This window comes from Microcoleus sp. PH2017_34_RAT_O_A, from assembly GCF_020737885.1.
Classification (GTDB): Bacteria; Cyanobacteriota; Cyanobacteriia; order Cyanobacteriales; family Microcoleaceae; genus Microcoleus.
This window is the reverse complement of sequence record NZ_JAEQDD010000001.1, coordinates 322,199-341,516: the sequence shown is the minus strand read 5'-3', so window position 1 is coordinate 341,516 and position 19,318 is coordinate 322,199. Positions and strand designations below refer to the sequence as shown.

The 19,318-nt window shown below is 45.2% G+C and carries 18 protein-coding genes; 9 read left to right on the top strand and 9 right to left on the bottom strand.

What is annotated here, in order from left to right; all coding sequences use genetic code 11:
* Positions 1 to 28: 28 nt before the first annotated feature.
* Positions 29 to 532 carry a hypothetical protein gene (locus JGK11_RS01465; RefSeq protein ID WP_293210306.1) on the top strand — a complete coding sequence of 168 codons (504 nt, stop codon included), beginning with the start codon at positions 29 to 31 and terminating at the stop codon, positions 530 to 532.
* A gap of 122 nt (positions 533 to 654) precedes the next feature.
* Here JGK11_RS01465 and JGK11_RS01460 read toward each other — a convergent pair whose 3' ends face one another.
* The 4 genes from JGK11_RS01460 to JGK11_RS01445 form a co-directional block, all read right to left on the bottom strand.
* A complete protein-coding gene (locus JGK11_RS01460; protein ID WP_293176028.1) occupies positions 655 to 1,206 on the bottom strand; it encodes a dCMP deaminase family protein in 552 nt (183 codons plus the stop codon).
* Positions 1,207 to 1,663: 457 nt separating this feature from the next.
* Positions 1,664 to 2,533: a hypothetical protein gene (locus JGK11_RS01455; RefSeq protein WP_293195921.1), complete on the bottom strand. Its 870-nt coding sequence runs from the start codon at positions 2,531 to 2,533 to the stop codon at positions 1,664 to 1,666.
* Between the two features lie 38 nt (positions 2,534 to 2,571).
* Positions 2,572 to 4,092, bottom strand: coding sequence for a thymidylate synthase (locus JGK11_RS01450; RefSeq protein ID WP_293210304.1), 1,521 nt, complete (start codon positions 4,090 to 4,092; stop codon positions 2,572 to 2,574).
* 204 nt (positions 4,093 to 4,296) lie between these two features.
* Positions 4,297 to 4,920, bottom strand: coding sequence for a Uma2 family endonuclease (locus JGK11_RS01445; RefSeq protein WP_293176002.1), 624 nt, complete (start codon positions 4,918 to 4,920; stop codon positions 4,297 to 4,299).
* Between the two features lie 77 nt (positions 4,921 to 4,997).
* Between JGK11_RS01445 and JGK11_RS01440 the strand changes: the two genes are divergently transcribed.
* The 3 genes from JGK11_RS01440 (at position 4,998) to JGK11_RS01430 (ending at position 7,701) form a co-directional block, all read left to right on the top strand.
* Positions 4,998 to 5,573: an HD domain-containing protein gene (locus JGK11_RS01440; protein ID WP_293210302.1), complete on the top strand. Its 576-nt coding sequence runs from the start codon at positions 4,998 to 5,000 to the stop codon at positions 5,571 to 5,573.
* A 141-nt stretch (positions 5,574 to 5,714) separates the two neighbouring features.
* Positions 5,715 to 6,848, top strand: a complete 1,134-nt coding sequence (locus tag JGK11_RS01435) for an ABC transporter ATP-binding protein (protein ID WP_293176006.1) — start codon at positions 5,715 to 5,717, stop codon at positions 6,846 to 6,848.
* A gap of 442 nt (positions 6,849 to 7,290) precedes the next feature.
* Positions 7,291 to 7,701, top strand: coding sequence for a hypothetical protein (locus tag JGK11_RS01430; protein ID WP_293176008.1), 411 nt, complete (start codon positions 7,291 to 7,293; stop codon positions 7,699 to 7,701).
* Between the two features lie 86 nt (positions 7,702 to 7,787).
* Here JGK11_RS01430 and JGK11_RS01425 read toward each other — a convergent pair whose 3' ends face one another.
* The 3 genes from JGK11_RS01425 to rbfA form a co-directional block, all read right to left on the bottom strand.
* A complete protein-coding gene (locus JGK11_RS01425; protein ID WP_293150704.1) occupies positions 7,788 to 8,018 on the bottom strand; it encodes a DUF4327 family protein in 231 nt (76 codons plus the stop codon).
* 356 nt (positions 8,019 to 8,374) lie between these two features.
* Positions 8,375 to 10,021: a glycoside hydrolase family 3 N-terminal domain-containing protein gene (locus JGK11_RS01420; RefSeq protein ID WP_293210300.1), complete on the bottom strand. Its 1,647-nt coding sequence runs from the start codon at positions 10,019 to 10,021 to the stop codon at positions 8,375 to 8,377.
* A gap of 119 nt (positions 10,022 to 10,140) precedes the next feature.
* Entirely contained in the window at positions 10,141 to 10,590 is a 450-nt protein-coding gene (rbfA, locus tag JGK11_RS01415) for a 30S ribosome-binding factor RbfA (RefSeq protein ID WP_293176012.1), read from the bottom strand.
* Between the two features lie 148 nt (positions 10,591 to 10,738).
* Here rbfA and sipA point away from each other — a divergent pair, with 148 nt between their 5' ends.
* On the top strand, positions 10,739 to 10,960 hold the full coding sequence (gene sipA, locus JGK11_RS01410) for a regulatory protein SipA (protein WP_293176014.1): 222 nt from the start codon (positions 10,739 to 10,741) through the stop codon (positions 10,958 to 10,960).
* Between the two features lie 268 nt (positions 10,961 to 11,228).
* On the opposite strand, the gene JGK11_RS01405 is transcribed toward sipA, so the two are convergent.
* Positions 11,229 to 14,552 (bottom strand): EAL domain-containing protein, encoded by a 3,324-nt coding sequence (locus tag JGK11_RS01405; protein ID WP_293176016.1) that lies wholly within the window; start codon positions 14,550 to 14,552, stop codon positions 11,229 to 11,231.
* Positions 14,553 to 15,123: 571 nt separating this feature from the next.
* Here JGK11_RS01405 and JGK11_RS01400 point away from each other — a divergent pair.
* Entirely contained in the window at positions 15,124 to 15,564 is a 441-nt protein-coding gene (locus JGK11_RS01400) for a pentapeptide repeat-containing protein (RefSeq protein ID WP_293210298.1), read from the top strand.
* 178 nt (positions 15,565 to 15,742) lie between these two features.
* Here the strand turns inward: JGK11_RS01400 and crtH are convergent, their stop codons facing one another.
* Positions 15,743 to 17,287 (bottom strand): carotenoid isomerase, encoded by a 1,545-nt coding sequence (gene crtH / locus JGK11_RS01395; RefSeq protein ID WP_293195911.1) that lies wholly within the window; start codon positions 17,285 to 17,287, stop codon positions 15,743 to 15,745.
* Here crtH and JGK11_RS01390 point away from each other — a divergent pair.
* The 3 genes from JGK11_RS01390 to JGK11_RS01380 all read left to right on the top strand — a co-directional run bounded on the left by JGK11_RS01390 (position 17,211) and on the right by JGK11_RS01380 (position 19,183).
* Positions 17,211 to 17,438, top strand: a complete 228-nt coding sequence (locus tag JGK11_RS01390) for a hypothetical protein (protein ID WP_293210356.1) — start codon at positions 17,211 to 17,213, stop codon at positions 17,436 to 17,438. The two genes, crtH and JGK11_RS01390, sit on opposite strands and share 77 nt — an antisense overlap.
* 406 nt (positions 17,439 to 17,844) lie before the next feature.
* On the top strand, positions 17,845 to 18,495 hold the full coding sequence (gene upp, locus JGK11_RS01385) for a uracil phosphoribosyltransferase (protein WP_293176030.1): 651 nt from the start codon (positions 17,845 to 17,847) through the stop codon (positions 18,493 to 18,495).
* A gap of 217 nt (positions 18,496 to 18,712) precedes the next feature.
* Positions 18,713 to 19,183 (top strand): TMEM165/GDT1 family protein, encoded by a 471-nt coding sequence (locus JGK11_RS01380; protein ID WP_293176022.1) that lies wholly within the window; start codon positions 18,713 to 18,715, stop codon positions 19,181 to 19,183.
* Positions 19,184 to 19,318: the final 135 nt, after the last annotated feature.

Sequence of the window (19,318 nt, the reverse complement as noted above, 5' to 3'; positions counted from 1 at the left end):
CAGGATTTTTTAAAGGGGGTTTTAAGTCATGGAATCGATCGATCGCCTGTTAGCTGAACTTAGGGCAGAATATCAAGCATCTCAAAAAAATCGCGACGCGCCAAGTCAGCCGCCAGTGGAAGCACAACCGCTTTCCCAACCAGCAGCAGTGCCGTCAAATCAAACTTTTAAAACAGCAGATATCAAGTATTCTGGTACTTTTGACAAGGATTTAGCTGAAATCAAGGCTGAATACGAAGCACAAAATAAAGCTCAGGAAGTGGCTGCACAACAACCGCTTCAGCCTCTGCACGAAGCAGAAAATAAACCTCAGGAAGTGACGGCACTAGCACCGCAGCCAGCAGAAAAGATTGTGCAGTCAGAGTTAGACGTACAAACGCACAGGCAGAAAGTTAGGCAAGCTCAGGTTTGGCTGAAGAATTTGGATAAAAATTCCGATGAGAGATATTGGTTCGATCAGTTTGCTTTTAAGTATAGTTCGAGGATAGATGCGGCGATCGACTATTTGCAAGCTGTGAATGAGTTTGATTGAAAAGGTTTGTAGTGAGGACTTTAGTCCTTCTTTAATGCGGACTGAAGTCCTCACTACCAACCCAAGAGAGAAGGTTTGTAGTGAGGACTTTAGTCCTTCTTGAATGCGGACTAAAGTCCTGACTACGAACCGAATGGTCGATCGTCTTTTGGAACAGATGTAGGATTCAGCAGAAATGAAGCCGATCTTTTTGCTGTACTTTCAGATAGCTTAATTTGTTTGAATTCAACAATACCATCGGCTATAAAAGAATCTCTCAAGGCCGCCTTTTCTCCGCTGTTAAAAACAGTTTCGTAAAATACTTCGCGAATGCCGGCGGAAATAATTAATTTCAAACAATAAATGCAGGGTTCTAAAGTCACATAAATGCTAGCTCCAGCCGTAGATATGCCGTGTTTGGCAGCAGTGGCGATCGCATTTGCTTCAGCGTGAACCGCCCGCGACGGCAAAGTTTTGCTAGCATCGCAACTGCTCAAACCCGGATAGCAGAAGCCTTGAGCCGTGCAGTGTACCGAACCTGAGGGGGAACCGTTGTAACCCGTAGCTAAAACTTGCCTGTTTTTAGCGATTACCGCGCCGACGGGAAATGCCAGACAAGTCGATCGCGTTGCGGCCAATTTTGCCAACATCAAAAAGTATTCATCCCAATTTGGTCTTTGATAGGTTTTATTCATAAGCTGCTGTATTTTTTTCTGTTCCAAAACGTTTTTAAGTTGGTTCAAAGCATCTTCATAAGTCTGAAACTGAACTTCAGCAATTACTGTAGGGATACCCAGTGGAAATCTTGATATAACTTTATCTTTTTCATAAATAATCACAATAGGAATATTATTCATTTCAGCATAAGCTAGCTCCATTCCCACACCAAAAGAGAAGGAGCCAAGGTAAGCAATGACTAAATCTGATGTACTAACTTGATGTTTGTCTCTCTCAAATACTTGGCTAGGACTAATGTCAGGGTTATTGATGGGATCGGTATACATATGTGGAACATACGCTTGAAAACCTATTTCTTGGCAAAGCAGACCAATGGCTTCATAGAAACTCTTGACTTCTGCTGGTTTCTCAATTCCTGTTAAAGCACCAGATATATATACTTTGTTCATTGATTTTTACGCTTTCTCAACAGTATTATTTTGGAACAGAGGTTGCTTTAGGGGTGGGTGCTATTTGTGTCTTTGGTGTGATGATTGGTTTTGGATCAAAAGAAGGTGGTGAAGAAGGTTTCAAAACTGCTACCCATGTCCCAATTGCTCCCCCAATTGCTGCTAATGCCGCGACAATCGTAGCCCAAACCATCGGTTCCCACTGTGGCAAATACTTAAAAACTAAACGGTAGCGAATAGATTTCTGTTTAAGCTCATCCTTGGCTTTTTTATATTCAGACGATTGCTCTAACGCTTTTAAAATATCATTTTTATCTCCTTTTCTCCACAGATTTTGTGAATCGTTTAACCAGCTTCTAAGTTCCGGCGGTGTTGGATAGTCTTCAGGAATAGCATCATGAAGCTTACCAGGATCGTCTCTATATGCCGAAGAAAAAGAAGATTTTGAACTCAACCTATGAATTCTTAAATATGCAATAGTATCACCTACTTTAATCTGTATATCGTTGTCTGATAAATTATGAAGAGCTATAGCCATCACACCTCCATAATTAGGATTAACTCTTGTTCCAAGATGTCCTATTCCCTGTGACACTAATTTTACTTGTGAATGAATTACTCCACATAAATAATTGTTAACAAATACTGACTCATTAGTCCATATTATAGCTGTTTTTCGGCTTGGAATTTTAATAAGTTTATTATCCTGTCGATCTTTTAAAAGCAATGTTTGTTTCTGTTGAGTCTGTTGATCTATGTTAAATGTATAAGCATATTCACTTGCCGTTAGGCGTAAACAGCAACCTCTGATGCTATGTTCTCTCCCTTTAAAAGGATAAATAAATATCCCTCTACCTAGCTCATTGATAATATCCCACTCGCTTAGAACCGACATAAACTATTTCCTATGCTTTAACTTTACGACGCTTAGATTTATTGATCCTGAATATATTTTTTGCCAGTTGCAATGCAGCCAAAAGCCTTCTGGATTTCTAGCCCTAAGTAACCTGAATGTTCAGGCTGTATTGCCGGAGAATTAGCACAAATTTCTCGTAATAGCTTGAGAGGATCTCTGCCACTATAATGCTTGGTAATTTCACCACTACCAGGAGTTGTTTGGGAAACAACTATTGTTTTATCCTCCAATTTGATGATGAAGTTTCCCACTGAATCGCAATCAGAATAACTTGGATCGAAATAACGTCTACGTTCTGCATCAACTATTTTTTGATAGTGCTGGTTGATAATCCGGTCAACTGAATCGAAAGTATCATCGTAGATATGAGCACTCTGACTAATCGTAATCAGTGGACCCATCTTTAGATCGTACTCCGATCGATCGGCGATCGCGTCTCGAATGTGTTCTTGCAATTTTCGCAATCCTATAGCGTTAGCAGGCCAGGCGCTAAACATATCGTTACTGCGGAAAGTAGCAGTCATTGACAGTTCGTTATCCACAACTCTTAGCCAGATATGGTTAAGGCATGGACTGCCACCTGAATCGTGATCGGCTACATCCCACAGCGACATAACTGCACTAGCAGCGTCAATCTCACCTATTAATTTATTAATAACTTGTTCAATCTGGTCGCGTCCATTAAACCAAGAACGAAGACGCTGCCCATAAGTGTATTTAACACCTTCTCGTTTCACTGAATCATCTAATATTTGTGAAGTGTATTCTTGAACAAAAGGACGGTCAATGGGCAGATAATTTGGTTCGGGGAAATAAAAGCCTGGTGGCTCATTTTTCACCACAGCTATTAAATCAATTAATTCTTGCCATTTGCCATCGTAGCCAGTCGGTCGAATTGTACCTGTTGTTTTGATGCGATGAATAATTTTAACCCAAGTTTCTGCAATAGTTGTTCCTTCTATCCGATGACCGTAACGCGGTCCAGGTTGAATAGTAGGAACGATTTCAGAGATAGGAAATTCTAAGTAATTACCCCACGGTTCAAGTATGTTCTGTTGTGAGTAAGACTTGACAGAGGCTACAGCTTCAGAAATGGATTTTGCTTCTACAGGTTCCTCTATCGATTGTCGTAATTGTTCCAAAGCACTAGCTGGAATTTCAATATCAATATACCCAGTAATAGGAGAATTAATCACCCAACATTTTCGTCCGGTATCACTGGTTCCTTCTGTAAACCCATTACGGAAGAAGTCCAGCAGGCATTTACATCCACCAGCATTGAGGTCTTCTTTTGTAGCGTTCATGATTACTAAAAAGCGGACATGGGGATTGAATAAAAGATTCCGAATCAGAAAGCTAATTCCACGAGTTGAACTGTACAACTGTCCAATCACAGCAAACTCATGGGCGTGAAGGTGTTTGGCGATCGCTTGCTTTACAGTCCATCCAGTCACTACAGCGGTTTGACCAGTTCCGCAAATCAGTTGGTTTGGCTTGTGTAGTGGTTTGTACTGGAATAGGGTTGCCTGCTGACTCATTACTGTGATGGTGACTACAAGTCAAAAAAAACTGCTAGAACAGCTTAACAAACTTTGAGGACATTTTTGCTAAAATTTTACCAAGATTTTTATGAATGAACCGCATGGTAGAGGGGGCAGAGGGTGCAGTGGAGGAGAAGAGAGAGATTAAGCAATCATTAATTTCAATAAAATCTGAATATTTAGCAAAACAATTTAAGTTTTTTAAATGAGTAGTTCGTTGACAGCTACCCTAAAACCTGCAAGTACAGTTTGAGTGTTAACAACTTCATCTGCATTAAACAACAGCCAGCGTTCCCCGGCATTCACAAATATTAATCTAGCTTCAGGAAAAAGCAGCCAGACTTCTTGACAGCCCGACTCCAAATATTCGTGAGCTTTTGCAAATAATTCTTCGCCGCTATCTTCGGGAGAAGCAACTTCTGCTATCAAGGGAAAACTTTGGGAAAATGCTGTAAAATTGCCTGATTGTGGCAGCAGTTCGGGAGTAATGTAAGCGATATCTGGTCGGCGACCCTGCTTGTTAGTGCGACAAAGTATTTCGGTCAGAACTTCTCCTCCCTGTCCGCTGGAATTTTGGTAATTTCTCCAGGATGTAGATAGTTTAGATTGAGCCAAACTGTGTTTGAATGTCATTCCTGTTTTCTCTACTAAGTTGCCGTCAACCCATTCCATTCTATCAGGCGGTTTGACTAAAAAATCTTCGAGAGATATGATTTTTTGTGGATCAGATTTGGGTTGAATTTGTGGTGTATTTTCTAATTCGGGCGGTGATTCTGGCGGTGATTTTTTGTCGGCATTTTTTGGTATGATTATAGTAGCTGTCACGATCGCAACCTCTCTTTGAATATTTTAAGTTTACAGGAGATTAGCCTTTGATGACTGGATTAAATAAGGTAACTTCTATGATACTATCAAACCGATTTTCTGAAGCCCTCACCTATGCCGCCGAATTGCACGCAACTCAAGTCCGCAAAGGTTCTGGTGTTCCGTATATCGCTCATTTATTGGGTACTGCTAGTATAGCTTTGGAATATGGCGCCAATGAAGATGAGGCGATCGCAGCTTTGCTTCATGATGCGATCGAAGATCGAGGCGGCCCCACCACCCGCGAAGCCATCCGCAACCACTTTGGGGATATCGTCACAGCGATTGTAGACGGCTGTACCGACAGCGATGCGACGGCGAAACCCCCTTGGCGCGATCGCAAACAAGCTTATATCGATCGCATTTCTCAAGCTTCCCACTCCGTCAGATTGGTCTCGGCGGCTGATAAACTTTATAATGCGCGATCGATCCTGAAAGATTACCGTGAATTAGGCGATCGCGTTTGGGAACGCTTCAAAGGCAAAAAAGATGGTACTCTCTGGTATTACAATTCTTTAGTAGAAGCATTACGCCAAGCTGAATCTACACCAATCGTTGAAGAATTAGCCCGCACAGTTTTAGAATTGAACAAGCTTTCCGAAGATAAAAGGTAAAAGCCATAGGACTAATGCCAACTGGCACATATCGTAGGTGCGTCAAATCTGGAACCCTAGATAATCGTTGTATAACTTCGTCTGACGCACCCTAGAGGTCTAGCAGATAACTAATAACCAGTAACCAATAACTACTAACAAATGGCAAACGTTCGCTTAGAAAATATTACTAGACGCTACCAAAATGTCACCGCGATTGAAAACATCAGTTTCAAAATCCCGGATGGAGAATTTTGGGTATTAGTCGGGCCCTCCGGCTGCGGAAAGTCTACAATTATGCGGACAATTGCAGGTTTGGAAACTGCAACTTCTGGCAATCTTTATATTGGAGATAATTTAGTTAATAACATTCCGGCGAGACAGCGCGATGTCGCAATGGTATTTCAAAATTACGCGCTTTACCCGCACATGACTGTCGCCGAAAATTTGGCTTTTGGATTGCGGATGCGGAATGTTGATGCTGCAAAAATTAAAGAAAGAGTCGAAATTGTAGCCCGATCGCTCTCGATCGATCACCTCCTCAACCGCAAGCCGAAACAGCTATCAGGCGGACAGCAGCAGCGGGTAGCACTCGGAAGGGCGATCGCCCGCGAACCCAAAGTATTTCTTTTAGACGAACCGCTTTCCAACCTCGACGCCCAACTGCGAGACGACACTAGGGCCGAACTCAAACAACTCCATCAAAGGCTGGGAATTACCACAGTTTATGTCACCCACGACCAAGTGGAAGCGATGACTTTAGCTGATAAAATTGTAGTTTTAAATGGAGGCAAAATTCAGCAAATCGGAGACCCGCAAAGCATTTACGCTAAACCAGCTAATCGGATGGTTGCCACATTTTTAGGCAATCCTGCTATGAACATTTTACCTGCAATTTATGCAAACGAATCTTTTCAGGTAGGAAGTCAATCTTTAGCCTGTCCGCCCTCGATTCATAAAAGATTGCAGGCGAAAGAAGGACAAGCATTTGATTTGGGAATTCGTCCAGAAAATATAGAAATCTTTACGCCACAAACAGCAGAAGAGGATGATTTCAATAGGGATATTTGGGCTTTAGAAAAAGTCCCTCTCGATGTAGAGGTAAAAGTAGTTGAACCTCTGGGGCGAGAAATTTTAATCCGGGCGAGTTTACCTGCGTTGGGTGCTGAAACTACTGTACAGTTACAAGTACCGGCGGGTGTTCGCTTGCGTCCGGGCGATCGGCTGACGGTACAGCTTGACTTCGATCGACTATTTATTTTTGACCCATCCACCGGCGAGGCGCTGTATCCCTAACCGCATTAAATCTCAAAGGTCAAATAGATTTGATTTATGCACTTGCAACCTCAGAAACGCGGTTTCTACGAATATTTCTCGTTTCTCGTTGCAAATTTTTCTCAGAAACTGGGTTTCTAGCCCCGGCTTTCTGCGATCGCAGTCGGTAACTCCTGTTCCATCTCAAATCTCAAATCTCAAATCTCAAATCGCTCGACTGTTCCATCCACAGGCTAGGTCTCAGTCTTCTTCACAAAACTTTACACTTGACGTTTCGGAATTTACGCAGTAATGATAGAATGATTGTATTGCGAAAAAAAATCATCCCTCTAAAGGCGTACTTTTGTGAACGGGCATCGCGACCAAAAACTTCGCATCTGCGCTCGAAAAGCGGCAATCCCGCCGCATAGGGATTAACTGGCGAACCAAAAACTCCGAAAAACTTTCTAGCGGCATTTCTTAGATGAATCCCGATAACCTGCCTCAAATGCTGCAAACTGGATTTCACCTAACTTTAGGTGCAACTTCCTTTTTACTTGAGACACTGCAAGATCCCCAGAAGCGAGAAGAAAATCTGGACAAACTTCGTCAGTCGGATTTAAGTCCACTAGCTTCGGAGTTGGTTGAAAAAGGAGAAATGACCGATCGAGAAGCCCGTAATTTTGTCGATACTATTTTCTCTCAACCAGGCGATCGGGAGAATGCACGCAGCGAGGAATCCGGATCGCATCAGCAATCGGATACAGCAACTGACACTCCTCCCGAGTTGGTTGTACAGCCTGATGTAAAACTAGAGATTCAAGAATTAACTGCACAGATGGCAGCGCTCAGAATAGAGTTGGAAAATTTGCGCGCTGAAAATTACCCTGATTAAAGGATCAAGCATCTTTAACACAGCCCGAATTGAGTTGGAAACCCACTTGCAAACCCACTTGCAAACTTATTAAACAGAACCACAATTTAGTCGTTGTCCCAGTTTTCAGTACCGATTAAGTCGGCGATGCGATCGCGCAACAAGAAATCGCATTTTTCCAATTCTCCTTCTACGCAAGCCCATTCTCGGGGCGGAATGAACTGACACAGTGTGTAAATAGGCTGTTGCCTGCTGAGTACGCCTTCATGGACGAGGTGGCGTGCTTCGTCTTGGATAACATCTAAAGAGTATTGGATTCTGATAGTTGACTGAATCATAATGCGCCCTCAAGGTTTTACTACTAAAAAATTATGGCCCTGTTAATAATATAATCCAAACTTAGGATTATGGAAGTTAATTTTTTTTCTGTATACTGAGATACTGTTTGCAGATTAATTTGAAAAACTTATAGAGATGATGAGCGAGCAATGGGATCTGCTTGGGGATTTTGAGACGTGGCAGATATTCCAGGCTAACACGCGAATATACGGCAAAGCTTCATTCAGGACTTAGAAAGTTGCGACAGATTCCCGGTTTCTGGATGCTGCGCCGCAAAAGCAAAATTTTTGACAGAAACCGGGTGGATCGATTTAAGTGCTGATGAAGCCAAGGAAAGACTCAGCAGTCTGGCAGATCAAGCATTCCCCGTTTTGTTAATGCCGAACAGCAACTCTAGAGTGAGAGATTGCGCTGCGGGCATTTGTCCGAAACAAAATATATAAGGAATAGTCGGAGGCAAGTGCGGCAAAAATTGTTCTAAAACGTAGGGACTTCCGTAAACTACCACAGCTTGCAGTTCTCCCGTCTTTAATAAATTCTTAAACCAATCTTGAGCCGCTTGGGTCAATCCGGCACTACCTCGGAAGCAATTGCCGCGAATGAAAATTTGCAGCAGTGTCGGAGAAAAATGCTCTGCGCTTGAATTATGACTCAAATCGCCTGTCCGATCGTCAATTAGTTGCAATTCGTAACCAAACTGTTCGGGAATAGCGATCGCCGGAGTGTGTTTTCCCAAAAACTCGCAACCCAAAACATCATCTACCACAATCAAATTCCGCAAAATTTGCTTTTCCGAGGGTTTTTTAGCCACTAAAGGCAAAGCGCCACCAAATTTTAAAGAATCTCGCAAAATATCGGCAGCCGTCGCCCTTGCCTCTGCTGTTGCCAGCAAAATTAAGTCGCTGGAACTCCCACCCTTGCTCAGAGGGGGCTGCGGAGGGTCGAATTTGGGATTTGTCGCTGTTTGGTCGATCGACAAACCCACCTTAATTTTCGCTTGCCAAATTCGCTTGACAGATTCCTTGATTTGTGCTATGTCAAGTCGCCCTTGAGTGACAGCTTCGCAGACAGCCAGAATCGCCCCTTCTGGGTCAAGCGGCATCAGCAAAACATCAGCACCAGCCTCAGCGGCCAAAACAGCAGCCTCGTTCGCGCCGTACTTATTGGCGATCGCGCCCATCACCAAAGCATCCGTTACAATCAAACCATCAAATCCCAACTCTTCCCGCAGCTTCCCGATCAAAATTTTGCGAGAAAGAGTAGCCGGAAACTGGTCATCCCAAGCCGGAATCAGCAAGTGAGCACTCATCACAGCATCGACCCCGGCGGCGATCGCCCCTACAAAAGGAGGCAACTCGATCTCAGCCAATCGATCGGGCGAATGCGGCAAAACCGGCAATTCCAAGTGAGAATCAACCGCCGTATCTCCGTGGCCGGGAAAATGCTTAGCCGTAGTTAAAATCGGGTGTTCGAGAGCACCGCGAATAAAAGCACTTGCCAATTTTCCGACAATTTCCGATGTCTCGCCAAAAGCGCGGACGTTAATCACAGGATTGTCGGGATTGTTGTTAACATCGACCACCGGTGCGAGAATCCAATTGAGACCGATCGCCCTAGCTTCGATCGCAGTCACAGCCCCCATTTGTTCCGCATAGCGATCGGCTTTACCTGCATCGTGCCGCGCAATTTCAGCAATAGCCATCGGCGGCCCAAACCAAGTCGCTCCGGCGAACCGCTGGCCGACACCTTCCTCAATATCAGCAGCCAGCAGCAGCGGAAATTTTGCCCAAGACTGCAATTGGTGCGATCGAACAGCCAATTCCGCAGCACTTCCCCCCACCAAAATTACCCCACCCACGCCCAAATTTTCCAGATAATAGCGGAGTTTGTCGGCCGTTGGTTCCCAGGCCCGATAGCGAATTTGGTGGTCAAACAAGTAGCCTGAAGCGCGCACCACGAACATCTGGGCTACAAGTTCGGGCAAGGAAAGATTGTCAATCATTCGATTTTAGATTTGGGATTTTAGATTTGGGATTTGGGAATTGGGAATTGGGAATTGGGCATTGGAATTATAGATTTGGACACTCGCATTACATAATTCCAATGCCACCGGATTTGAGATTAATCCTCGTCTTCTTCTAAATCATCATCATCATCATCATTTGCCAATTTTTCGCCATCATCCGTCAATTCTTCGTTGTCAAACATACCTGGTTTGCGATCGGCAGAAAGCTGATTCAGCAGTATCACCATTTTATCACCCCGTTCCAGGGAACGGTCTTCGAGAAATATCACTTCCGGCGTCCGACGCAGTTGTACCCGCTGGCCTAACTGGTTGCGGACATAGCTAGTTGCCGATTTCAAACCTTCCATAGTCTCGGCCTTGGCCTCATCAGTACCGTAAATGCTGACAAAGATTTTTGTATGCTGAAGGTCTCCCGAAACAATGACATCGGTAACGCTAACCATACCTGCACCGACTCGATCGTCCTTAATGCCGTTGATCAACATCAGGCTGACTTCCCGCTTAATCATTGAAGCTACGCGCTCTATGCGACGACTTGTAGCCATACCAATTATCCCCTACTTTTATATCAGCCATTTTCTATCAATTCTTAGTTTGACACAAAGCCGTAGGCGGGAGTTCTGCCAAAAGTACGCCACAATGAATTTTGGCTAACCTAGCCGTGTCCCGATCGCCAATAAAAACATAAAAACTATGGATAAAGAATTTACCATTGGTCAAAAAGTCCGAGTTGTGGCGATGCCACCTTTCGTGAAAACTGCCGAACCGATGCCGATGCTGCGGCCTGCGAATGTAATTGCGATCGGGGCCCAGGGTGTTGTGATCGATCGGCGTCCCGGCAATTATTGGGGCATTCGATTTGAAAAAGGTGCTTTTCTCTTAGACAGTCAGTACATTGAAGCTGCTATCAGTTGACTGTTGACTGTTGACTGTTGACAGGAAAGCAGTTGGCGGTTGGCTTGTTGAATAGTTGTCATTGGTAATTGGGAATTGGTAATTGGGAAATTCTCCCTCTTCCTTCTCTCAACGGGAGCATCTCAGTTTTGCAAGAAGCATTTTTTCTTACAGTGCGAGCGTCCCCGCTCGCGTGTGTACAAGCACGCGAGCGGGGACGCTCGCACTATAGCAAAACTGAGATGCTCCCCTCTCAACTGTCAACTGTCAACTGTCAACTGTCAACTATTCAAGAAGCTAACTTGGTCTCAAAACCCAAAGAATCAACCGAAAATTCTCCCAAAACTTCCTCTACAATAGGAGAGCCAAAAGTAAAAGTTTGAGGCTTTCCCAAATAATAACCTTGACCGTAATCTACCCCAAGTTCCTTGAGTTTATCCATAACTGCTTGACTTTCCACATACTCGGCAATAGTTTTAATTCCCATGGCGTGGGCAATTTTGGTAATAGCTTCAACCATGACAATATCAATAGGATTCTCGGCAAGATTCTTAATAAAATTGCCATCTATTTTGATATAGTCAACAGGCAAATTTTTCAGGTAAGCAAAAGAAGACATCCCGCTACCGAAGTCGTCCAAGGCAAACTGGCAGCCGAGTTCCTTGAGTTTCCAAATTAAGCAGGCTGCTTTGCTGAGATTCGCGATCGCCACGGTTTCGGTAATTTCAAAACAAATTATTTCCGGCGGTATTTGATAGAGAGAAAACTGCTCTTGAATAAAGTCGATGAATTTTTCTTCGTTAATGCTGTCCCCAGAAAGGTTGATCGCATAAAGGCTAGAATATTTGTCAAATGAAGCTTGTGAATTAGACAAGGGGCAGCAAGCAGGTAAGGTAACTATATTATCGTCTGCCCCGTGGTTTTGGACTAAGAGATTTGCCGTGAAAATTTGAGATAAATTGCTAAATAAAGTGCGAATTACCCAGCGATCGATCGCGTGCATCAAGTTATAGCGTTCGGCTGCCGGAATAAATGCCATTGGTGAGACTAACTGACCAGTCTGAAGTTGAAGGCGGAGGAGGATTTCGCAGTGGGTGCCGGTGGTGGGGAGCTCTCGCAAATGTACGATCGGCTGAGAGTACAAGCGAAACCGATTATCTTCTAAAGCTTGATTGATTTCGACCACCCACTGGGTTTCGCCGTGCTGTTTGATTAATTCGCGATCGCCCGGTTGATAAACCTGCACCCGATTGCGGCCTTTATTTTTAGCAGCATAGCAGGCTAGATCTGCCGCGCTCAACACCGCAGAAGTCGATACTGTTTTGCGATTAATTGCCACCAAACCGATACTGACGCCGATCGCAAAAGTTTTGTCCTGCCACGCAAACCGAAATTCCTGAATGTTTTGCAGTAGCAATTTTGCAACATCTAAGCCCTGTTCTGGCGGACAATTGTACAGGAGTACAGCAAACTCATCGCCGCCCAGGCGCGCCAAAATATCGGTTTTGCGGATATTGCTTTTAAGTAGCTGGCTGACTTGGCGCAGCAGTTCGTCGCCTGCAACGTGACCAGAAGTATCGTTAACTATTTTGAAGCGATCGAGATCCAGGTAAAGCATCACGTGTTCTTGACCGTAACCTTGAGAACTGTGCAGGGCGTGTTCTAGCTGGTACTCAAATTCGTGACGGTTAACCAATTGCGTCAGGGGGTCGTGAGTTGCCTGCCAGGTGAGTTGTCGCGCTTGAGTTCGCACTTGGGTGACATCTCGAAATACAACGACGGCCCCGACAATTGTGCCGTTGCTGGCGTGGATGGGGGCGACGCAATGGTCGATCGCAAATTCGCGGTTGTGGCGGGCAATCAGCAAGCTGTTGTGTCCTTGGTCAACAATCCGACCTTCGTACAAAGCAATTTGAGCGATATTTTCGATCGGCATCCGAGTAGTTTCGTCAACTATTCTCAACACGCCCGCGAGGGGCAAACCTTTAGCTTCTGAGGTTGACCAACCCGTGAGTTTTTCGGCAACTGGATTGAGGGTAGAAATGTAGCCGTGGCTGTCAGTAGCAATTACTGCATCGCCGATCGATTGCAGAGTAACTTGAGCTAGTTCTTTTTCCTTAAAAAAAGCTTGTTCCATGCGCTTGCGATCGCTAATATCCCGCTGCACGGATACCCAGTGAGTCAGGTTTCCCGACTCGTCAGCAACGGGTACGCTGTTGAGTTCCACCCAATAAGTTGAACCGTCTTTGCGGTAGTTGATCAATTCCAAGCGCAGGGGTTCTCGGCGAGAGAAAGCGCGACGAATTTTTGCAACTTGAGAACCATCGCTGTCGGGCCCGCGCAGACAACTCGGTGTTTGGCCGATAATTTCTGCGGGCCGATAACCGGTCATTTGGGTAAAAGCTTCGTTGACATAGATGATGGTGGGATCGGAGATATCGCTGTATCCCGCATCCATTATTACGATCGCATCGTTAGCGTTAACTACGGCAGATTCTAACAGTTGCAGCCGCACCTCTGCCTGCTTGCGGGTAACGATTTCCTGTTCCAGTCGGCTGTTAGTCAAGCTCAAAGATGCGATCGCTTTTTGCAATTCGCTAGTCTGTTCTTGGACGCTGGCGTGCAAAATATCGATCGCCCCGGACATTTCCATCGGGTCAAGTACGCTCAGTAAAGTGCTTTGAGTAACTATTCCCAGCAGTTCTCCGCCTTCGGCAGTGACTACTAACCTGCGGACTAAACGCTGCTGCATTTCCTGATGAGCCACCCAAAGCGAGTCTTCTGGCTTGAGACTAAATAAAGGGCTACTCATTACAGTTTCGGCGATCGTCTGCGACAAATCTATATCTAAAGCTTGAAATTCGACAATATCCCGTTCCGTGACTATACCTAGAGGAATTGGGAACGACAAATTCATCGATAATTCTGTTGGCGCTGTAATTACCACGCAGCTAACGCGGTGCTGCGCCATCAACTCGGCTAAACTCATAACTGACGAGGTAACAGGCGCTTGAATAACTTGTGCAGTCATTACTTCTTTCACCAGGCGCATTTTTAAGATATTTGCCGGTTGCACCATGCCTTGGCGAATGCTTTCTGGGGTAATTACTCCTAAAAGTTGACCGTCACTGTCTAATATTGGCAAATGGTGAATTCGTTGTTGCCCCAACAGAATTAAGGCGCTAAAAATGTCTCGATCTTCACCTTTCGTCAGAGTTGCTGCCGGCTGCTGCATAACTTCTGCGATCGTAACATTTTTTAAGTTTTTGCCCGATGCAATCAAATCGACGAGATCCCTCTCGGTGAAGATTCCTTGCAATTGGGAATTTTGAGCAGATTGGGAGTCGGATTTTTCGAGGGATTGTTCGACGACAAAGACGCAGATACCTCTGGCGTCTCTGAGGGCGCTTGAGGTGAGGGGATTTGGGATTTCTGTGAGTTGCGGGTAGATATCGGTGGGTGGAATGTCTGCGTTTAGAGAGCAACTTCCGCGCCGTTGGCCCATCAGGGTAATGACTTCTGCTAATGGGGTATCGGGCGCAACTGTCAAGGGGGAGCGGTCAATTACTTGATCTAAAGTCGGCAGATGCTTGGAGGAATCATTTTTTATCATAGGATTTAATTCATTTTGGCGATCGTCGCACAGACTCTACCACAGTCATAAAAAGCCCTGCTTTCCATGCAGTGCGTGGATTTTTACAGCGCTGCTGAGACATAATTAAATTTTTTTGTTAAAAATCCACCCGATGTGTGGTTGGCGAGCTGGCGGGTGACAGCTCTGCCTCTACCTCTAAAGTTATAACCGTATATGGATTTTAAGTGTGCAAATTCTGTCCAATGACAGTTTTATTAACAAATATGTATTGGGGGAACTTTTTTCGATAGAATCAACCTATAACATCATTCATCACTAATCATATCCATCTTTAGAAGCAAACGTCTGTTTGCTGTCCGGGCTAACCTAGAAAAGGTAACTACAAAAACAGACCGTATTAAGTTCGGCAGTGTTAAGTTTTACGATATTAAGTTTTGCGAGCTTTTCTAGACCACCTGCCAGTTGCGGAGGACAATGAATATCACAGCAGGTCTGTGAATTCGATCGCAAATTTGCGAAAACGACCGTGGTAAGCTTGTAGATATAAACAGAAGAACTTAAACACCAAGTCTGGCGAGGAAAAGGGATTATGAAACGCCATCTATTAGCCGCAACTTTTTTAATTGCTCCCCTACTGTTGGCCGGGCCCGCTAGCGCTGCAAATCCCGCTCAGGTCAAGCAGCTACTCTCCACTGGGCAATGCTTTGGGTGTGACTTGTCAGGAGCAAATTTGGCGGAGGCTCATTTGATTGGTGCAGATTTGAGAGAAGCGAATTTGCAAGGCGCAAACCTCTCCAATGCTAACCTCGAAGGCGCTGACTTGACCGGCGCTAACTTGACGGGTGCCAACTTAACCGCAGTTTTCCTGACTAACGCCAGTTTAAATGGCGCAGACCTCGATCGGGCAAATCTGACAGCCGCCATCATCAACACCGCTGACGTATCAGGCGCATCAATGGAAAACATGACTATTACTGATGCCAAAATCTACAATACCCAAATCGGCGTAGGCGGCAGCTACGAGCAGTAAACTCTTTTAAATAATGCGAAGTGCCAATTTTAAGTTAAAAAACCCGGTTTCTCTCCAGAAACCGGGTTTTTAGTCTTTAGGTTTGTAGTGAGGACTTCAGTCCTATCTTGTTGGATAAGGACTGAAGTCCTCACTACAAACCTGATTGGGGTTATTTTAAATGTGACGAACCCTACCACTAAAAACCCAAATCCACAGCAATTCGATGGGCGCAAGCAAACCCAGAAAATGCCACCGCATTTAAACCCTGTCCGGGAAACGTACTATCGCCGACACAATACAAACCTGGCATAGAAGTTCGATTAAACGGCATTCCCAACAAACCCATTAACTTCTGGCGGGGAATCGGCCCGTAAGTTCCATCTTCCCGGCCCAAAAAGCGGCGGTGAGAACGCGCCGTCCCAACTTCCATATAATCCAAACCAGCATCTAAACCCGGAAAAATCTTTTCTAATCTGTCAATAATTCTGCCGCCAGCCTCTTCTTTTTTATCCTCGTATTCCTGTGGCGAAAGTCCTTCCCACTCTTCCATCCAACTCGAAGTAAAAGCATGAACAATGTGATATCCTGCCGGAGCTAAATCTGGGTCGAGTACCGTCGGAATTGATACTAAAATAGTTCCTTCTGGCGCTTCCATTTTGTCCCAATCTTCTAACAAAATGTGGTGGCAGGCAGTGCCAGCAGGGATGACGCTGGCTTCTACTCCTAAATGCAAGCTCAAGAAACTGGGGGCTTTTTGATAGCGCTGCTGCCATTTCTTCTCGCTAGCTGGCATCTCTTCAGCAGGTAGCAGTTTCTCGAAAGTATCCCAGCGGGTGGCGTTAGAAACTATCCGCTTTGCCCGGTAAACTTCGCCGGTTACTAGCTCGACTCCGACAGCGCGGCCGTTTTCTGTGATAATTTTTTTGGCTTTAGCTTTGTACTGAATTGTCCCGCCGCATTTTTCTAATCCTTCTACTAATTTTTGGGCAATTTGACCGACTCCGCCTTTGGGATAATTGATACCGCCGTAATGTCTGTCAGAAAATACCATTCCGGCGTTAATCATCGGCGTTAAGTCTGCGGGTACTACAGACCAGTAGTAGCATTCCATGTCGATAAATTTCAGCAAAGTCGGGTCTTTTATGTAGCGCCGCGCTATGTCGCCAGTATTTTGAGGGAGATATTTTACTAATCCCAAACAGGCTAAAGGATTCTGAAAAAAGACTCGAACTAGATATCCAGGTTCTTCTAGGGATAGCAATTCCATGCCGTTGAGGCAGTTGAATACGTTCCAGCATTCGCCGTAAAATTTCTGGATGCCTTCGCGCTCGTGAGGAAACCTGTCAATTAATTCTTGCAAGTATTTGTCATAAGGCTGGGGAACTTCCAGATCGAGACCTGAGGGTAGGTGATAGTGAAGCTGTACCGGGTCGGGGATTGTTTCTAGGGTGACGTTGACGGCTTTGAGGGCGCGGGTGAGGAGGTTGGTGGTGCCGCGCTGTCCGAACCCAAATATCATGGAGGCTCCGACATCAAATCTGTAGCCTTCTCGATCGAAATATCCAGCACTACCCCCCGGAATTGTGTAGCTTTCGAGCACCAAAACTTTGGCCTTCTTGGCTGCTAGCTGGGTTGCAGTCACGAGTCCGCCAATGCCGGAACCGATGACTATCACATCAAACTCTTGCTCTGTCGGGCGGGAGTTGGCGGAGAATAACTGGGATTGGGTAGGGGCTGACATTAGGTTAAAAATCTTAATATTTCTACAATTTTACAGTCGATCGCTCCAGAAGGAAGAAGGAAGAAGGAAGAAGGAAGAAGGAAGGAAGGAAGAAGGAAGAAGGAAGAAGGAAGAAGGAAGAAGGAAGAAGGTTAGAAATACTAATTTTTGACTTGCAATGCCCAATGCCCAATGCCCAATGCCCAATGCCCAATGCGCCATGCGCCATGCGCCATGCGCCATGTTTCAAAAAGAAATGCTTCAAAAAAAATGCGGGAACAGTCTACCATTGCCGACTGCCCCCGTCTGCCTATCCTTTGAGAGGAGAACACTAAAAATTACTATAGCCTTGTTGCTAATTTATGTCAATACTATTGAAAATATATTTCAATAAAGTGACGAAGGTCTACAAACAAAGAGACTTATAGGATTTTAGATTTTAGATTCAAAGAATGGAAGATTGTGATAAGTTGCACAGAGCGATCGTTAGCGAAGTCCGCCCCTACGGGGGGCTACGCCAACGAAAACGATCGCACCGCATCAAATCCTTCAAATCTAGCAATTTCCCCAATTTCCTCATGCCCCTGCAACTGCGCGTTTACGTTCCGCCCCACCCGTTAATTAAACATTGGCTGGCTGTCGCCCGCGACGCCGCCACCCCATCGGTACTTTTTCGTTCTGCGATGACAGAATTGGGACGCTGGCTGGCCTACGAGGCAATTCGAGATTGGCTACCGACAGTGGAAGCAACGGTGCAGACGCCTTTGAGCCCATGTGCGGCGACGTTTATTAACCCGGAAGCTCCGTTGGTTGTGGTACCGATTTTGCGGGCTGGTTTGTCACTGCTGGAAGGAATTCAGACGGTTGTGCCGCTGGCTTCGATTTACCATCTAGGTATGGCGAGGAATGAGGAGACGCTGGAGCCGACTTGTTATTTGAATAAATTGCCGGCGCAGTTTAACCCCCAAACGCGGGTGATAATTAGCGAGCCGATGCTGGCGACTGGCGGGACGATTGTGGCGACGATGCAGGAATTGATTTCACGGGGAATTGATCCGAGTTTGATTCGGATTATTTCTGTGGTGGCTGCTCCTCCGGCTTTGAAGCGGCTGAGTACGGAGTACCCGAGTTTGGTTCTTTATACGGCAACGATCGACGAAATAGTCAACGAACAGGGGTTTATTGTACCTGGTTTGGGTGATGCGGGCGATCGAACTTACGGCACATAAACCAGGGAATTTTGGATTTTGGATTTTGGATTTTGGATTGACTCGACAGATAACTGTGGGGCTTATATCCGTGTTTGGGTGAGGCGAGCAGTTTCTGGAATTGGTTGCGGAATCTCCGGCAAAAAAAGATGGGCCTGGCGCAGGTAAAAGCAGGCACAGATAAAGTTAAAATCCAAAGTAGAAGTCAAAAATAAATAGCGTTTAGCACTCATTGCCCGTGAAACTTGATTCTGTACCGCCAAACTCGTCTGCTTCTGACTCAGAAACCCCCAATTCTGATTTGCAACCACAAGTACAACTACAAAAACTTAAAGAGACTTCTGAGATTTGTGCTGCTTTAACCCCGGAGCAGGCAGAAGTTTCAGTGAGTGCAAACCCCGATATCTGTCAGGAAGAAAAGCAACTGAAGCCGAAGCACTGGGCAATTTTTGCTTCGACTTTTGTAACTATCTTTTTAGCTGAAGTTGGAGATAAAACTCAAGTTGCGATTTTGTTGATGACGGCTGAATCTCGGAATCCTTGGATTGTGTTTGCGGGTGCGGGTTCGGCTTTGATTGCAACGAGTTTGTTGGGAGTTTTGCTGGGAAGGTGGCTGGCGACTCGAATCGATCCGAAAACTTTGGAGAAGGCTGCGGGAGTGATTTTGCTGGCGATTTCGGCGGTTTTACTTTGGGAAGTGCTGAGTTAAACGATTTTAGATTTTGGATTTTGGATTTTAGATTTGGGAATTACTGATTATGTTTGGGTAAGTCCAAAGAAACCGGGTTTCTGGCTAGATTTAGCGGTTAAACCGAGGATTTTGGATAGAAACCCGGTTTCTCGG

Coding starts and splice junctions, on each gene's coding strand:
- JGK11_RS01430 (WP_293176008.1), top strand. CDS start 7,291: ATGAATCCCGATAACCTGCCTCAAATGCTGCAAACTGGATTTCACCTA.
- sipA (WP_293176014.1), top strand. CDS start 10,739: ATGGATAAAGAATTTACCATTGGTCAAAAAGTCCGAGTTGTGGCGATG.
- upp (WP_293176030.1), top strand. CDS start 17,845: ATGCCCCTGCAACTGCGCGTTTACGTTCCGCCCCACCCGTTAATTAAA.
- JGK11_RS01450 (WP_293210304.1), bottom strand. CDS start 4,092: ATGAGTCAGCAGGCAACCCTATTCCAGTACAAACCACTACACAAGCCA.
- JGK11_RS01425 (WP_293150704.1), bottom strand. CDS start 8,018: ATGATTCAGTCAACTATCAGAATCCAATACTCTTTAGATGTTATCCAA.
- rbfA (WP_293176012.1), bottom strand. CDS start 10,590: ATGGCTACAAGTCGTCGCATAGAGCGCGTAGCTTCAATGATTAAGCGG.
- JGK11_RS01435 (WP_293176006.1), top strand. CDS start 5,715: ATGGCAAACGTTCGCTTAGAAAATATTACTAGACGCTACCAAAATGTC.
- JGK11_RS01440 (WP_293210302.1), top strand. CDS start 4,998: ATGATACTATCAAACCGATTTTCTGAAGCCCTCACCTATGCCGCCGAA.
- JGK11_RS01400 (WP_293210298.1), top strand. CDS start 15,124: ATGAAACGCCATCTATTAGCCGCAACTTTTTTAATTGCTCCCCTACTG.
- JGK11_RS01405 (WP_293176016.1), bottom strand. CDS start 14,552: ATGATAAAAAATGATTCCTCCAAGCATCTGCCGACTTTAGATCAAGTA.
- JGK11_RS01420 (WP_293210300.1), bottom strand. CDS start 10,021: ATGATTGACAATCTTTCCTTGCCCGAACTTGTAGCCCAGATGTTCGTG.
- JGK11_RS01390 (WP_293210356.1), top strand. CDS start 17,211: ATGACTATCACATCAAACTCTTGCTCTGTCGGGCGGGAGTTGGCGGAG.
- JGK11_RS01465 (WP_293210306.1), top strand. CDS start 29: ATGGAATCGATCGATCGCCTGTTAGCTGAACTTAGGGCAGAATATCAA.
- crtH (WP_293195911.1), bottom strand. CDS start 17,287: ATGTCAGCCCCTACCCAATCCCAGTTATTCTCCGCCAACTCCCGCCCG.
- JGK11_RS01455 (WP_293195921.1), bottom strand. CDS start 2,533: ATGTCGGTTCTAAGCGAGTGGGATATTATCAATGAGCTAGGTAGAGGG.
- JGK11_RS01460 (WP_293176028.1), bottom strand. CDS start 1,206: ATGAATAAAACCTATCAAAGACCAAATTGGGATGAATACTTTTTGATG.